General features: G+C 68.5%; 13 protein-coding genes. 7 read left to right on the top strand and 6 right to left on the bottom strand.

Features of this window, described 5'->3' with window-relative positions; translation table 11 throughout:
- Positions 1 to 72 precede the first annotated feature (72 nt).
- The 4 genes from glpX (at position 73) to OU682_RS00985 (ending at position 5,401) form a co-directional block, all read left to right on the top strand.
- Positions 73 to 1,038 carry a class II fructose-bisphosphatase gene (gene glpX, locus OU682_RS01000; RefSeq protein ID WP_268940197.1) on the top strand — a complete coding sequence of 322 codons (966 nt, stop codon included), beginning with the start codon at positions 73 to 75 and terminating at the stop codon, positions 1,036 to 1,038.
- A 72-nt stretch (positions 1,039 to 1,110) separates the two neighbouring features.
- The gene (gene recJ, locus OU682_RS00995) at positions 1,111 to 2,847 is read left to right on the top strand and encodes a single-stranded-DNA-specific exonuclease RecJ (protein WP_268940196.1); all 1,737 of its coding nucleotides are present in this window, start codon (positions 1,111 to 1,113) and stop codon (positions 2,845 to 2,847) included.
- A gap of 62 nt (positions 2,848 to 2,909) precedes the next feature.
- Positions 2,910 to 3,602: a metal-dependent hydrolase gene (locus OU682_RS00990; protein ID WP_268940195.1), complete on the top strand. Its 693-nt coding sequence runs from the start codon at positions 2,910 to 2,912 to the stop codon at positions 3,600 to 3,602.
- Positions 3,599 to 5,401, top strand: coding sequence for an aminopeptidase P family protein (locus OU682_RS00985; protein WP_268940194.1), 1,803 nt, complete (start codon positions 3,599 to 3,601; stop codon positions 5,399 to 5,401). The genes OU682_RS00990 and OU682_RS00985 overlap by 4 nt, the downstream gene beginning before the upstream one ends.
- A gap of 55 nt (positions 5,402 to 5,456) precedes the next feature.
- Here the strand turns inward: OU682_RS00985 and OU682_RS00980 are convergent, their stop codons facing one another.
- The 3 genes from OU682_RS00980 to gltX all read right to left on the bottom strand — a co-directional run bounded on the left by OU682_RS00980 (position 5,457) and on the right by gltX (position 9,000).
- Positions 5,457 to 6,107: an SDR family NAD(P)-dependent oxidoreductase gene (locus tag OU682_RS00980; RefSeq protein WP_268940193.1), complete on the bottom strand. Its 651-nt coding sequence runs from the start codon at positions 6,105 to 6,107 to the stop codon at positions 5,457 to 5,459.
- An 88-nt stretch (positions 6,108 to 6,195) separates the two neighbouring features.
- Positions 6,196 to 7,488: a citrate synthase gene (gene gltA / locus OU682_RS00975; RefSeq protein WP_268940192.1), complete on the bottom strand. Its 1,293-nt coding sequence runs from the start codon at positions 7,486 to 7,488 to the stop codon at positions 6,196 to 6,198.
- Positions 7,489 to 7,578: 90 nt separating this feature from the next.
- On the bottom strand, positions 7,579 to 9,000 hold the full coding sequence (gene gltX, locus OU682_RS00970) for a glutamate--tRNA ligase (protein WP_268940191.1): 1,422 nt from the start codon (positions 8,998 to 9,000) through the stop codon (positions 7,579 to 7,581).
- Between the two features lie 100 nt (positions 9,001 to 9,100).
- Between gltX and OU682_RS00965 the strand changes: the two genes are divergently transcribed.
- On the top strand, positions 9,101 to 11,269 hold the full coding sequence (locus tag OU682_RS00965; RefSeq protein ID WP_268940190.1) for a ComEC/Rec2 family competence protein: 2,169 nt from the start codon (positions 9,101 to 9,103) through the stop codon (positions 11,267 to 11,269).
- Between the two features lie 9 nt (positions 11,270 to 11,278).
- On the opposite strand, the gene OU682_RS00960 is transcribed toward OU682_RS00965, so the two are convergent.
- From OU682_RS00960 to smpB, 3 genes are read right to left on the bottom strand one after another with little or no spacing between them, the layout of a single operon-like run.
- The gene (locus tag OU682_RS00960; RefSeq protein ID WP_268940189.1) at positions 11,279 to 12,460 is read right to left on the bottom strand and encodes an amino acid aminotransferase; all 1,182 of its coding nucleotides are present in this window, start codon (positions 12,458 to 12,460) and stop codon (positions 11,279 to 11,281) included.
- Positions 12,460 to 13,314: a 3-mercaptopyruvate sulfurtransferase gene (sseA, locus tag OU682_RS00955; protein ID WP_268940188.1), complete on the bottom strand. Its 855-nt coding sequence runs from the start codon at positions 13,312 to 13,314 to the stop codon at positions 12,460 to 12,462. Before sseA ends, OU682_RS00960 begins: the two co-directional genes overlap by 1 nt.
- Before the next feature lie 60 nt (positions 13,315 to 13,374).
- Positions 13,375 to 13,845, bottom strand: coding sequence for an SsrA-binding protein SmpB (gene smpB / locus OU682_RS00950; protein WP_268940187.1), 471 nt, complete (start codon positions 13,843 to 13,845; stop codon positions 13,375 to 13,377).
- Between the two features lie 101 nt (positions 13,846 to 13,946).
- Between smpB and OU682_RS00945 the strand changes: the two genes are divergently transcribed.
- Both OU682_RS00945 and OU682_RS00940 read left to right on the top strand, forming a co-directional pair.
- Positions 13,947 to 14,384 (top strand): potassium channel family protein, encoded by a 438-nt coding sequence (locus tag OU682_RS00945; RefSeq protein ID WP_268940186.1) that lies wholly within the window; start codon positions 13,947 to 13,949, stop codon positions 14,382 to 14,384.
- Positions 14,385 to 14,387: 3 nt separating this feature from the next.
- Positions 14,388 to 15,377: a P1 family peptidase gene (locus tag OU682_RS00940; protein ID WP_268940185.1), complete on the top strand. Its 990-nt coding sequence runs from the start codon at positions 14,388 to 14,390 to the stop codon at positions 15,375 to 15,377.
- The last annotated feature ends 71 nt before the right edge of the window (positions 15,378 to 15,448 follow it).

Genomic DNA, 15,448 nt, shown 5'->3' with positions numbered 1-15,448 from the left:
TTAGCGCCGTCAGGCTTGCCGCCGCAGAGGGGCGCGCGTAAGACCGGCGCACCTGCGTCAATGAGGATGGACATGACCGCGCCCAAGGATTTCAACGACCGGATGCTTTCGCTGGGCCTGGCCCGCGTCAGCGAGGCTGCGGCCCATGCCTCGGCCCGGCTGATCGGTCGCGGCGACGAGAAGGCCGCCGACCAGGCCGCCGTCAACGCGATGCGCGACCAGCTGAACATGCTGGACATCAAGGGCGTGGTGGTCATCGGCGAGGGCGAGCGCGACGAGGCGCCGATGCTGTATATCGGCGAAGAGGTCGGCACCGGCGAAGGCCCCGAGGTGGATATCGCCCTTGATCCGCTGGAAGGCACGACCCTGACCGCCAAGGACATGCCGAACGCGCTGACCGTGATCGCCATGGCGCCGCGCGGCACGCTGCTGCATGCCCCCGACGTGTATATGGAAAAGCTGGCCATCGGGCCAGGCTATCCAACCGACGTGGTCAGCCTGGACATGACCCCATCCGAGCGCGTGCGCGCCCTGGCGCAGGCGCGCGGCGTCGAGGACAGCGACATCACCGTCTGCATCCTGGAACGTCCCCGCCACGAGGATCTGGTGGCTGAGGTCCGGTCCACCGGCGCGGCGATCCGGCTGATCACCGATGGCGACGTGGCAGGCGTGATCCACTGTGCCGAGGCCGAGCTGACCGGAATCGACATGTACATGGGATCGGGAGGCGCGCCCGAAGGCGTGCTGGCGGCCTCGGCGCTGAAATGCATGGGCGGGCAGATGTGGGGCAAGCTTCTGTTCCGCAATGACGACGAACGTGGCCGCGCCCGCAAGGCCGGCATCACCGATCTTGACCGCATCTATTCGCGTGACCAACTGGTGACGGGCGACGTGATCTTCGCGGCGACCGGGGTGACCAACGGGTCGATCGTGGCAGGAGTGAAGCGAGAGCCGAACTATCTGCAGACCGAGACGATCCTGATGCGTTCGAAAACCGGCTCGGTGCGCCGGATGATCTATCGCAACCCGATCAAGTAAGGGGGGCGCTGCCCCCGCCGCGCGCTCCGCGCGGCGCCCCCGGGATATTTGGATGAAGAAGAAGGTGCTGGCGTGACATTTCTGGGAATCGAGCAATCGCTGACGAATCGGCGGTGGGTCGGCCCGGACAGCGCCGCCGACCGTCTGGCCGAGGGGCTGGCGCAGCGCACCGGCCTGCCCTTGCCCGTGGCGCGGATCCTGGCCGACCGCGGGGTCGAGGCGGATGGCGCCGAAGGCTTCCTGACGCCCCGGCTGCGCGACCTGCTGCCCGATCCGCTGTCCTTGCGCGACATGCAGATTGCGGCGGAACGGCTGGTCGCGGCGGCGGTGAATGGCGAACGCATCGCCATCTTTGCCGATTACGACGTGGATGGCGGCAGTTCGGCAGCCCTGCTGCTGGACTGGCTTCGCGGCCAGGGGCGGAACGCGACGCTTTATATCCCGGACCGCATCGACGAAGGCTATGGCCCAAACGCGCCTGCCATGGCGGCGCTTGCGGCAGGTCACGACCTGATCGTCTGCGTCGACTGCGGCACCCTGAGCCACGATGCCCTGGCCGCCGCCGCGGGCACCGACATCATCGTGCTGGATCACCACCTGGGCGGGGAAACCCTGCCCCCCGCGATGGCGGTGGTGAACCCCAACCGCGCGGACGAGGATGGCTCGCTGGGGCATCTCTGCGCCGCCGGCGTGGTGTTCCTGACGCTGGTGCAGGCGGGCCGGCTGCTGCGCGGCATGGGCCGGCCCGAGCCGGATCTGATGGCGATGCTGGATCTGGTGGCGCTGGCGACGGTGGCCGATGTGGCGCCCCTGGTCGGCGTCAACCGCGCCTTCGTGCGCCAGGGGCTGGCAGTCATGGCGCGCAGGCGCCGCCCCGGACTGGTGGCCCTGTCCGATGTGGCCCGCCTTGACGGCCCGCCCGGCGCCTTCCACCTGGGCTTCCTGCTGGGCCCGCGCATCAATGCAGGGGGCCGGGTCGGCCGCGCCGATCTGGGCGCGCTCTGCCTGTCCTGCCGCGAACCCCGCGAAGCCGGGCGGCTGGCCGCCGAACTGGACGCGCTGAACCGCGACCGCCGCGCCATCGAGGCCGCCGTCCGCGACGAGGCCCTGGCCCAGGTCGAGGCCCGCGCGGATGCCCGCCTGTCCTGGGCGGCGGGCGGTGGCTGGCATCCAGGGGTCGTGGGCATCGTCGCCGCGCGCGTGAAAGAGGCGACCGACCTTCCCTCGGTCGTGATCGGCGTGGAAAACGGCATCGGCAAGGGCTCGGCCCGGTCGGTTCCCGGCGTCGATCTGGGCCGGGCCATTCAGCGCCTTGCGGCCGAAGGACTGCTGATCAAGGGCGGCGGGCACATGATGGCCGCGGGATTGACCGTGGCCGCCGACATGATCCCCGCCGCCATGGCGCGTCTGGCCGACCTGATCGCCAACGACCTGGCGCAGCGGACCGGCGCGCGGGACCTGCGCATCTCGGGCTTGATGGAATGCGCGGGCGCCACGCCCCAGATGTTCCGCCAGATCGAGGATGCCGGCCCCTTCGGCCAGGCCGCGCCCGCGCCACGCTTCGCCTTTGCAGACCAGCTGATCGACAGCGCCAGCACCATGGGCGACGGCCACCTGCGCCTGTCCTTCCGCAGCGCCGGCGGCCCGGCGCTGGAAGCCGTGGCCTGGGGCGCCATGACGGGTCCGCTTGGCCCGGCGCTGATCGGCGCAAGGGGCCGGCGCTTCCACCTGGCGGGCAAGCTGGACCTGTCCACCTGGGGCGGGCGCGAACGCCTGCGCCTGCGGCTTGAGGACGCGGCGCCGGTCTGATCGCGTCTGGTCACGGCCCGGCCCCGCCGCTAACCTGCCCGCGACACTGGCAGGAGACCGCGATGAAACTGACCTGGCTTGGACATTCCGGCTTTCGGCTGGAAATCGAGAATGCCGTGATCCTGATCGATCCCTGGATTTCCGGCAACCCGGTCTTTCCCGAGGATCGGCGGGCCGAGGCCATCCAGGGCGCCACCCATATCCTTCTGACCCATGGCCACGGCGATCATTCCGGCGACACGCTGGCCATCGCCAAGGAACTGAAGATCCCCGTCGCGGGCATCTATGACCTGGTCAGCAGCTGGATCACCCAACACGACATCGCAGGCATCGGCTTCAACAAGGGCGGCACGGTCGATCTGGGCGGGGCCAGGGTGACGATGGTGAACGCCAGCCATTCCAGTTCGCTGGATGGGGCGGACGGGCCGATCTACGCGGGCCACGAATCGGGCTACATGATTGCGGGCGAAGGGCATGTCATCTATGTCTCGGGCGATACCGACATCATGGCGGACATGGGCTGGATGGGCGAATACCACCAGCCCGACATCGGCATCCTGTGTGCAGGCGGCCATTTCACCATGGACATGAAGCGCGCGGCCTTCGCGGCCCGCAAGTACTTCGACTTCAGGACGGTGATCCCCTGCCACTACAAGACCTTCCCGTTGCTAGAACAGTCCGCGCATGCGCTGATCGATGGGCTGCCGGGCGTGCAGGTGCTCGAACCCGAGGTCATGAAGGCGATCACGCTGTGAGCTTCCAGTCCTTTGACGATCCCGCAGGTTGCAGCGACCACCCGGCGCGGCTGGCCGGGCTGCGCGCCCGGCTTGCGGCCGATGGGCTGGACGGCTTTATCGTGCCCCGCGCCGACGCCCATCAGGGCGAATACGTGGCCCCGTCCGACGCGCGTCTGGCCTGGCTGACGGGTTTTACCGGCAGCGCGGGCTTTGCCGTCGTGGCGCCTGACCGCGCGGGCGTCTTCATCGACGGCCGCTATCGCGTGCAGGTCAAGGCGCAGGTCGATCTTGCGCATTTCACGCCGGTCCCCTGGCCCGAGACCAGGCCCTCGGACTGGCTGCGGGATGCCCTGCCCGAAGGCGGGCGCGTGGGCTTCGATCCCTGGCTGCATACCCGCCAGGAAATCGAGACGCTGGAAAAGGCGCTTGCCGACAGCGGGATCGGCCTGATCGCGACGGATCACAATCCGCTGGACGCGGTCTGGACCGACCGTCCCGCCCCGCCCGTGGGCCGGGCACGCGCCCATGACGATGCGTTTGCAGGTGAAACGGCAGCCGACAAGCGCGCCCGCCTTGCCGCAGAGCTGCGCAAGGAAGGCCAGGCCGCCACCCTGCTGACGCTGCCCGATTCGATATCGTGGCTGCTGAACATCCGCGGCAGCGACGTGCCCAGGAACCCGGTCGTGCAGTCCTTTGCGGTGCTGTCCGACGACGGCCATGTCGCGCTGTTCGCCGACCCCGCCAAGTTCGACGATGCCTTGCGCGCGCATCTGGGCAACGAGGTCGCCATCCTCCACCCCGAAGGCCTGACTCCCGCCCTGCTGGATCTGGAAGGCCCGGTCCGCATCGACCCCGCCTCTGCCCCCGAGGCCGCCTTCCGCCTGCTGGAAAGCGCCAACACCCAGATCGCACGGGCGACCGACCCCGCGATTCTGCCCAAGGCGCGCAAGAATGCCGCCGAACTGGACGGGATGCGGGCCGCTCATCTGCGCGACGGCGCGGCGATGGTACGGCTGCTGGCCTGGCTTGACGCGCAAGACCCGGCCGGGTTGACCGAGATCGACGTGGTCGAGAAGCTGGAAGCCCTGAGGCGCGAGGCCGGGATCACGGACATCAGCTTCGACACGATCTGCGGGGCGGGGCCGAACGGCGCCATTGTCCATTACCGCGTCACCCGTGCCACCAACCGCCGTCTGACCGCGGGCGAGGTGCTGCTGATCGACTCGGGCGGCCAGTATCGCGACGGCACCACGGACATCACCCGCACCGTGCCATTGGGGCCGCCCCTGCCCGATGCCGTCGCGCCCTATACCGCCGTGCTGCGCGGCATGATCGCGATCAGCCGGGCGCGCTTTCCCCAAGGCGTCGCCGGAGCGCATCTGGACGCGCTGGCGCGGCAGCACCTCTGGTCACAGGGGCTGGACTATGACCACGGCACCGGCCACGGCGTCGGGGCGGCGCTGTGCGTGCACGAAGGCCCCGTGCGGATCAGCCGCGTCAGCACCCTGCCGCTGGAGGCCGGCATGATCCTGTCGAACGAGCCCGGCTATTACCGCGAGAACGCCTTTGGTATCCGCATCGAGAACCTGGTCGCGATCACCCCGGCTGATGCCGAACCCGGCCGCACCATGCTGGGCTTCGAGACGCTGACGCTCTGCCCCATCGACCGCCGCCTGATCGATGTCGCGGCGCTATCGCGTGACGAGATCGCCTGGCTGGACAGCTATCACGCGCGCGTCCGGCAGGCGCTGTCGCCGCACTTGGACAGCGACACGCAAGCCTGGCTCACCCACGCAACCAAGCCACTTTCTTCATGAAAATATCCCTGGGGGACCGGGGGGCGAAGCGCCCCCGGCCACCGCGGGACGCTCCCTACAGCGCGTCCAGGATCCGCGCCGCCTCGGCCTTGCAGGGGGTCAGCGCCCCCCGATCCTCGCCCGGAAAGAACCGTGCGCGCACGGCGGTGGGCATCGGCGCAGGCTCGGCGATGACCACGCGCGGCCCGACCGACGCGCTTTCGGCCTGCCAGCTCCGCGCGATCGCGATCTGGCCCGCCTTTGTCGCCCCATAGGCGCCAAAGAACTTCTGACCCGTCCGGGGGTCGTCAAAGAACAGCGCCGTGCCCTGCCGCGCGCGCAGCAGCGGCTCAAGCAGGGCGATCAGCCCGCGCGTCACGTCCATGTTGACCAGCACCGACTTGGCCCAGTCCTTGCCATCGACATGCGGCGCGGGCGCCAGGGGGGCGGCATGGATCGCGCAATGCGCCCACAGGTCCAGCCCGCCCCAGCGGTTCAGCACGGCATCAGTCAGTTGCTGCATGGCAGGCGCCTCGGCCACGTCCATCGGCGCCAAGGTCGCGCTGCCGCCCGCCTGGCGGATGCGGTTGTCCAGTTCCTCAAGCGCGCCGACGGTGCGGGCGACCGCCAGAACGTGATAGCCGCGCCCGGCCAGATCCTCGGCCAGGGCCGCGCCAAGGCCGCGCGATGCGCCGGTTACCAGCGCGATTTTCGGTGCTTCTGTCATGGTTGTCCCCTTGCCACCGCCAAGGCGCCTTCGCAAGGGCGCAACGAAAAAGGGCCCCCGAAGGGGGCCCCCTGAACCATGCGGCCGATCAGCGCGCGCTCAACTCGACATAGTCGCGCTTGGCCTCGCCCACGTACAGCTGGCGGGGACGGCCGATCTTGTTCTGCGGATCGCCGATCATTTCCTTCCACTGCGCGATCCAGCCCACCGTGCGCGACAGCGCGAAGATCGGCGTGAACATCGAGGTCGGGAAGCCCATGGCCTCGAGGATGATGCCCGAATAGAAGTCGACGTTGGGATAAAGCTTCTTCGAGACGAAATACTCGTCCTCCAGCGCGATCTTCTCCAACTCCTTGGCGACCTGCAGCGTCGGGTTGTTGTGGACGCCCAGCAGATCCAGAACCTCGTCCGCGGATTCCTTCATCACCTTGGCGCGCGGGTCGAAGTTCTTGTAGACCCGGTGGCCGAAGCCCATCAGGCGGAACGGGTCATCCTTGTCCTTGGCGCGGGCGATGTATTCCGGGATGCGGTCCACGGTGCCGATCTCGCGCAGCATCTCCAGGCAGGCCTGGTTGGCGCCGCCATGGGCCGGACCCCACAGGCAGGCGATGCCGGCCGCGATGCAGGCGAACGGGTTCGCCCCCGACGAGCCTGCCAGACGCACGGTCGAGGTCGAGGCGTTCTGTTCATGATCCGCATGCAGCGTGAAGATGCGGTCCATGGCACGGGCCAGGGCCGGGTTCACGACATATTTCTCGGCCGGGACCGAGAAGCACATGTGCAGGAAGTTGCTGGCAAAATCCAGTTCGTTCTGCGGATAAACGAAGGGCTGGCCGATCGAATACTTGTAGGCCATCGCCGCGATGGTCGGCACCTTGGCGATCAGCCGGATCGAGGCGACCTCGCGCTGCCAGGGGTCGTTGATGTCGGTCGAGTCGTGATAGAAGGCCGACATGGCGCCCACGACGCCGACCATGGTCGCCATCGGATGCGCGTCGCGGCGGAAGCCGCGGAAGAAGTTGTGCATCTGCTCGTGCACCATGGTGTGGCGCGTGATGCGGGATTCGAAATCATGCAGCTGCTCGGCATTCGGCAGGTTGCCGTAAAGCAGCAGGTAGCAGACTTCCAGGTAATGCGATTGGGCAGCCAGCTGCTCGATCGGATAGCCGCGATACCACAGCTCTCCCTTGTCGCCGTCGATGAAGGTGATCGTCGAATCGCAGCTCGCGGTCGAGGTGAAGCCGGGGTCATAGGTGAACACGTCCGCCTGCCCATAGAGCTTGCGGATATCCAGCACATCCGGCCCCTGCGTCGGGCTGAGGATCGGCAGCTCGTATTCCGAGTCGTTGATCTTGAGTGTGGCGGTCGTCGCGTCAGCCATCCAAAGCGTCCTTTCCGGCTGGGCCGGGCCAACCCTTGCGTTCGCGGGGGCGACTTCGCTCGGGACGACCTGGCAAGTGGGGGCAGGCCGTCAGCCTGCCAAATCCGTCTGGTCCTGCAACCGGGCCAGCGATTCCTCGCGGCCTAGCGCCGTCATCATGTCAAACACGCTGGGGGTCGCCGTGCGGCCGGCCAGGGCGGCGCGCAAGGGCGCCGCGAGCTTGCCCAACCCGACGCCGTTTTCCTCGGCGACCTGCTTGGCCGCCCCCTCCAGCTCGTCTCGCGTCCAGCTAGCATGCTGCACTGCGGCAGTCAACGCGCTCAGCATACCACGGGATACCGAATCCAGCGCCTTGGCCGCCTTGTCGTCCACCTCGACCGGCCGGTCGATCAGCGCGAACCGAGCCTGATCCAGCAGCTGCGGCAGGGTTTTCGCCTTTTCCTTCAAGGCCGGAAGCGCAGCGACCAGCCGATCCCTTTGACGCTGCGTCAGCGGATCGGTCCCCGTTTCGGACAGGAACAGATCCAGTGCCGCCATCAGTTCGGCATCCGGCATGATGCCGACATGATGCCCGCTGACATGCTCCAGCTTCTTGAAGTCCAGCCGCGCGGGCGCCCGGCCGATGCCCGGCAGGTCGAACCATTCGCGGGCCTGCGCGTCGTCGAACAGCTCGTCGTCGCCATGGCTCCAGCCAAGCCGCGCCAGATAGTTGCGCATTGCCGCCGCCGGATAACCAAGCGCCGCGAATTCATGCAGCCCCACGGCGCCGTGGCGCTTGGACAGCTTCTTGCCATCCTCGCCGTGGATCAGCGGGATATGGGCAAAGACCGGACGCGGCCAGCCCATCGCGTCATAGATCTGGATCTGGCGCGCGGTGTTGGTCAGGTGGTCGTCGCCCCGGATCACATGAGTCACGCCCATGTCGTGGTCGTCCACAACCACCGCCAGCATATAGGTGGGCGTGCCGTCCGAGCGCAGGATGATCATGTCATCCAACTGGTCGTTGGCCACGCGCACCTGCCCCTGCACGGCGTCGTCGATCACTGTCTCGCCCTCGCGCGGGGCGCGCAGGCGGATGGCATAGGGCGTCCCGTCCGTTTCGAGGGGCAGGTCAGCCGCATCGCGCCAGGGGCTCTGGAAGGGCTGGCGCGGGTTGGCCTCGCGCCAGGCGGCGATCTCCTCGGGGGTCGAGAAGCACTTGTAGGCGGTGCCGTTCGCCAGCATCTGGCGCGCGACCTCGGCGTGGCGCTCGCGGCGCTCGAACTGGCTGATCGGCTCGCCATCCCAGTCGAGGCCCAGCCAGGTCAGGCCCTTCAGGATGGCCTCGGTCGCCTCGGGGGTCGAACGCGCGCGGTCGGTATCCTCGATCCGCAACAGGAACTTGCCGCCCCGCCCCCGGGCGTAAAGCCAGTTGAACAGCGCCGTCCGCGCACCACCGATATGCAGATAGCCGGTGGGCGAGGGGGCGAAGCGGGTGACGACTTGCGTTGCGGCGGGCGAGCTATCGGACATGGGCGGCCTTCCTGGATCCGGGCAGGCATTAACGCTTTGGTAAGCTGTCCATGCCATCGTTCGCGCGCAGAGATAGAGAAGCCGCCGCGAAAGGACAAGAATGGCCGCCTCGGGCGACACGACGGCACTGCCGGGCTTTTCGGTCGCGCGCCGGGCATCGCGGCACCTCGCCGCGCGGCCCGCGCGGATGGCGGCCACGGTTCGCGCCGGGCTGTTTTCCTGGGTGCCGGTCTGCCTGGCCGCCGGCATTGCCCTGTGGTTCGCCCTGCCCGCCCCGCCCCCGTGCGGGATGTGGATTGCTCTTGGCCTGCTGGCGGTGGCGGCCCTGGCGATTGGCCGCATGGCCCTGCCCTGGGCCGAACGGGGGCGCATCGCCTGGTCTCTTGCGGATGCGCTGAGGATCGGATCCACGGCGCTGCTGCTGGTCATTGCGGGCCTTGGGCTGATCGGCCTGCGGTCGGCAATGGTCGCGGCCCCGGTGATGGAATGGCGCTACTACGGCCCCGTCGAGGGGCGGCTGGTCGAGATCGACCGATCGGCCCGGGACCGGATCCGGCTGACGCTGGACCGGGTGGTCCTGCGCGACACCGCACCCGACCGCACCCCCGGGCGCGTCCGGCTGTCGCTGATGGACCAGGCCGACCCGCTGCCGCCCCTGGGCCAGCGCGTGATGCTGACCGGCCATCTCGGCCCGCCCCCTGCCCCGGCCTCTCCGGGCAGCTTCGATTTCCGCTGGCTTGCCTGGTTCGAGGGGCTGGGCGCCGTCGGCTATACCCGCACGCCCATCATGACCGTTGAACCGGCCGAGGGCGGGCTCTGGGCCATGCACCGTGCCCGCATGGCGGTCAGCCGGGCGATCCAGGACGGCATCGGCGGGCAGGAAGGGGCCGTGGCCTCGGCCCTGATGACCGGCGACCGTTCGGGGATCGAGGAAGCCACCAACGAACTGATGCGGGCATCCAACCTGTATCACATCATCTCGATCTCCGGCCTGCACATGTCGATGCTGGCGGGCTTCGTTTATGCCGCGCTGCGTCTGGCCCTGGTGCTGGCGCAGGGTCTGGGCGCGCCGCTGCCGCAGGGCGTGCACAAGATCGCGGCGCTTGGCGCGCTTGCCGCATCCGCCGCCTATCTGTGGCTGTCGGGCGGGGGCGTCGCGACCGAACGCGCATTCGTCATGGTTGCGGTGATGCTGCTGGCGATCACGGCCGACCGGCGCGCGATATCCCTGCGCACCGTGGCCCTGGCCGCGACGATCATCCTGATCTACTCGCCCGAGGCCGTGACCCATGCCGGCTTCCAGATGAGCTTCGCGGCCACCGTCGCGCTGATCCTGGTCTATGGACCTTGGTCCCGCATCTCGCCCCACCTGCCCTTCTGGCTGCGGCCGGTGGCGATGTTGCTGGTATCCTCGCTGGTGGCCTCGGTGGCGACCTCGCCACTGGCGGCGGCGCATTTCAACCGCATGGCCCAGTATGGGTTGCTCGCGAACCTGCTGGTCGTGCCGGTGATGGGCGCCCTGGTGATGCCCGCGGGCGTGATCGGCGCGCTGCTGGCCCCGGTGGGTCTGGCAGGGCCGGCGCTGTGGGTCATGGGCCTGGGGACCCGGTGGATGCTGCGGGTGGCCGAATATGTGGCAGGTCTGGGCGGGGCGGTCACGACCCTGCCGCTGCCGCCCGGCCCGGTGATCCCGCTGATGTGCTTTGGCGCCACGCTGGCGGTCCTGTGCTGGCGGCAGGGTGTCCTTGCACGCCGCCCAAGCCCCATGGGCGCGGGCTTTCTGGCAGGGCTGGTGATGCTGGCGGCGTCGGGGGCGATCTGGCTGACTGCCAGCCGCCCCCTGCTGCTGGTCGCCCCGGAAGGCGAGGCGGTCGGGCTGATGACGGCGCAAGGCAGGGCCGTGTCGAAACCCTCGGGCGGGGCCTTCATCGTCAGCACATGGCTGCAGGAGGATGGCGATAGCGCCACACAGGAAGAGTCGGCAGCCCGTCCTGCCTGGCAGGGCGACAAGCGCGACCGCATGGCCGCGCTGCCGCAAGGCTGGCAGGTCTGGCATTTCACCGGAAAGGGGGCCGAAAACCGCGCCCCCGCGGCCTGCCAGCCGCGCCGGATCGTGGTCGTGTCGGCAAGGCTGCCTGCGCGCGCCGATTGGCCCTGCATCATGCTGGACCTCGGGCGTTTGCGGGCGACCGGAGCCATGACCGTCGGGATGGGCGAGGACGGTCCCGTCCTGCGCGGCGTCAACGAGATGCTGCGCAGTCCGGGATGACAGAGGGTCTCAGACCCCCGCGTCGATGATCGCGCGCGCCAGGACAGGCACGGTGTGCCGGTTCAGCCCGGCGATGTTCAGCCGCGAATCACCGACCATGTAGATGGCCGCGTCGGATTTCAGCTTCTGGACCTGTTCCGGCGTGGCGCCCAGCCGCGAGAACATGCCGCGGTGCTGCTGGATGAAGTCGAAGCGGTCGCTGCCCGACAGGTCGCGCAGTTCCGACGCCAGTTGCGCCCGCAGGCCCAGCATGGTGTTGCGAACCTCCTCGAGCTCGGCCGCCCAGTCGGCCCGCAGCGCGTCGTCGGTCAGAATGGTGCTGACGATCCGCGCGCCGTGGTCCGGCGGGAACGAGTAGTTCTGCCGGTTCAGGAAGGCCATGGACCCCTGCGCCAGATCGCGCGCGGCGCTGTTTTCCGCCAGGGCGAAAAGGATGCCGGTGCGTTCGCGATAGATGCCGAAGTTCTTGGAGCAGGAGGCCGCGATCAGCACCTCGGGCAGACGTGCCGCGATCATGCGGGTGGCGGCCGCGTCCTCCTCGAGGCCGTCGCCGAAGCCCTGATAGGCCAGGTCGATCAGCGGGATCGCGCCGGATTTTTCCAGGATCCCTGCCACCTCGTTCCACTGGTCCATGGACAGGTTCGCGCCGGTCGGGTTGTGGCAGCAGCCGTGCAGCAGAACGATGTCGCCCTTGCCAGCCTTGGCAATGTCTTCCTTCAAGCCGTCGAAATCGACGCCACGGGTCGCCGCGTCGAAATAGCGGTATTCGACAAAGGGCAGGCCCATGAATTTCATGATCGACAGGTGGTTGGGCCAGGTCGGGTTCGACACATGGACCGTCACCCCGGGATTGGCCAGACGCGCCAGCTCCAGCGCCTGCCGGATCGCGCCGGTGCCGCCAACCGTCGCCAGCGAGGCGAGCCGGTCCGACGGCACGTCCTTCAGCACCATCTGCGCCATGCTGTTGCGATAGTCGGGCTCGCCCGCCAGGCCGGTATAGGCCTTGGTCGTCTGGCTTTCCCAGATCCGCTGTTCCGCCGCCTTGACCGCCCGCATGACCGGCGTCACTCCCTGGGGATCCTTGTAGACGCCGACGCCGAGGTCGATCTTGCCCTGCCGGGTGTCGGCCTTGAATTCCTCGATCAGCTTGAGGATCGAATCAGGGGCTTGGGGTTGGAGGTTGGACAGCATCAGGCGTCTCCGGTTGCGATGGGCAGGTCCGGGAAGCTGCCCCATTCGGTCCAGCTTCCGTCGTAAAGCGAGTGGTTGCGGTGCCCGATCCGTTCCAGCGCAAGGCTCAGCACGGCGGCGGTGATGCCGCTGCCGCAGCTGGTGATCACGGGCTGTTTCAGATCGACGCCCGCGGCTTCGAATTCGGCGCGCAACTCGGCGGGCGGCCTCATCGTGCCGTCCGCGTTCAGCAGCCGCCCGAAGGGGACATTGCGCGCGCCGGGGATATGGCCGGACCGGAGGCCGGGACGCGGCTCGGGCGCCTCGCCCCGGAAACGGTCGGCGGCGCGGGCATCGACGATCTGGTGGTCGCCCAGCTTGCTGGCGGCGGCGACCTGCGTCACGTCGCGCACGAGGCCCGCCTGGCGCTGCACGGTGATGTGGCGGTCGCGCATGACGGGGGGCATGTCCTCGACCGGGCGGCCCTCGGCCTGCCACTTGGCGAAGCCGCCGTCCAGGACCGCCACATCGGTCTTGCCCATCAGGCGGAAGGTCCACCAGACCCGTGCGGCGCTGCGTGCGTCGGAATTGTCGTAGACCACGACCTGATGCCCGTCGCCCACGCCCATGGCGCGCATCCGGCTGATGAACATCTCGACCGGCGGGGCCATGTGGGGCAGCGCAGATCGCTGGTCGGCGATCGCGTCGATGTCGAAAAAGCGCGCGCCGGGAACATGGGCCGCGTCATATTCGGCCCGGGCGTCGCGGCCCGTGGCAGGCATGTGCCAGCTTGCGTCCAGGATGCGCAGGTCGGGATCGTTCAGATGCGCCGCCAGCCAATCGGTCGAGACCAGCGTTTTCGGATCGTCCTGCATGGCCCCTCCCCTGCCCGGTGCGGGCCTGATCTACAGGGCGAAGGGCGCCCGTGCAATGGCTTAGCCCTGCTTCAGCAGCCGCTGCTTCTGCCGGTTCCAGTCGCGCTTGGCGTCGGTTTCGCGCTTGTCGTGGTTCTTCTTGCCCTTGGCCACGCCGATCTTCAGCTTCACGATGCCGCGGTGGTTGAAATACATCACCAGCGGGACCAGCGTCATGCCCTCGCGCCCGACGGCCTGCCACAGCCGCGCCAGTTCCTTGCGCGACACCAGCAGCTTGCGCTTGCGGCGTTCCTCGTGCCCGAACACCCCGGCCTGCTTGTAGGCCGCGATATAGCCGTTGATCAGCCAAAGCTCGCCATCCTCGACCGAGGCATAGCTTTCGGCGATGTTCGATTGGCCGGTGCGCAGCGACTTGACCTCGGATCCGGTCAGGACGATGCCGACCTCGAGATCGCTTTCGATGAAGTAATCGAAGCGCGCCCGCCGGTTCTCGGCGATGATCTTGTAGTTCTTGTCGGGATCCTGGGCCATGGCGCTGTCAGATAGGGCTGCGGCGGCGGTCTGTAAAGATGCGCGTTGCGCACTGACTTTGCCTTGGGCTAGCCCTTGCAGGACGACGCAGGGGGATCGCCATGCTGGGACAGATCGCGTTCGGATCGGCCTTGATGCTGAGCAGCATCGCCATGGGCAGCCTGTTCATCTGGCTTCTGGAATGGGCCTATGCCCGGTGGGAGGACTGGCTGGTGCGTGCGCCCCACCGGCCCAAGCTGATCCTGGTTGTCCTGGTTTCCAGCCTGTCGGTGCTGGCCATGGTCACGATGTCGGTCTGGCTCTGGGCGCTGGCCTTTCACCTGCTGGGCGTCTTCTCGGGCTTCGAGGAGGCGATGTATTTCACGCTGGTGACCTTCACCACGCTTGGCTATGGCGATGTGCTGATGCCCTTGGAATGGCGCATCCTGGGCGGGCTGGCCGCGGCCAACGGCCTGCTGAGCTTTGGCTTGACGACTGCGCTGATGGTCGAATCGCTGCGTCACATCCGCGTGCGCCAGATCGAGCTTACAAAGGACTAGCGCATGAAGGCGGGACGGCTGAACCTGATCACCGATGTCGCCGGCCTGCGGGTCGGCAATGCCACTGACAGGCGGCTTGCGTCCGGCGTCACCGTGCTGGCGGCGGACCATCCCCTTGCGGCTGCGGTCCATGTCATGGGGGGGGCGCCGGGGACGCGCGAAACCGACCTGCTGGCCCCCGACAAGCTGGTTGCGCAGGTGGATGCGCTTGTCCTGTCCGGCGGATCGGCCTTCGGGCTGGCCGCCTGCGACGGGGTGATGGCGGGCCTGCGCGCGGCGGGGCGGGGGTTCCAGGTGGGCGCGGCGCGGGTGCCGATCGTGCCCGGGGCGATCGTCTTCGACCTGCTGAACGGCGGGGACAAGGATTGGGCCGACAATCCCTATCCGGCGCTTGGCCGGGCGGCCTTCGATGCCGCCGCCACCGATTTCGCCATCGGAACGACGGGCGCGGGCACCGGGGCCATGACGGCGAACCTCAAGGGCGGCCTCGGGTCGGCATCGGCGGTGCTGGCGAACGGGCTGACAGTAGGCGCCCTGGTGGTGGTCAACGCGCTTGGACAGGCGACGGTCGGCGAAACGCGGCACTTCTGGGCCGCGCCCTGGGAACTGGGGGCCGAGTTCGGGGGGCTTGGCCTTCCTGGCGCCTTTCCGGCCGGCCATGAACCCGCACCCGCCAAGCGGTTGGGCGAGGCCACGACCATCGCCATCCTCGCCACCGACGCGGCCCTGGACAAGCCGGCGCTGCAGCGCCTTGCCGTTGCCGCCCATGACGGAATGGCCCGCGCCCTTGTGCCCAGCCACACGCCCTTTGACGGGGACCTGGTCTTTGCCGTCTCGACCGGGGCAAGGCCGCTGACCGATCCGGCGACGGACCCCTTCCTGCTGGGCCATGCGGCGGCATCCTGCCTGGCGCGGGCCGTCGCGCGGGGCGTCCATGCCGCAGCACCCGCGCCCGGTGACCGGCAGCGCTGCTGGCGCGACCTTTCCGCATGAAAAAGGGCGGTGCGCGACCGGCACACCGCCCCATCAGAGAGAGGGTCGCCAAGAGGGAAGGCTTAGCGATG

Origin of the sequence: Paracoccus benzoatiresistens, assembly GCF_026913015.1 — a bacterium.
GTDB classification, from domain to species: domain Bacteria; phylum Pseudomonadota; class Alphaproteobacteria; order Rhodobacterales; family Rhodobacteraceae; genus Paracoccus; species Paracoccus benzoatiresistens.
This window is presented reverse-complemented; position numbering and strand designations above follow the sequence as displayed.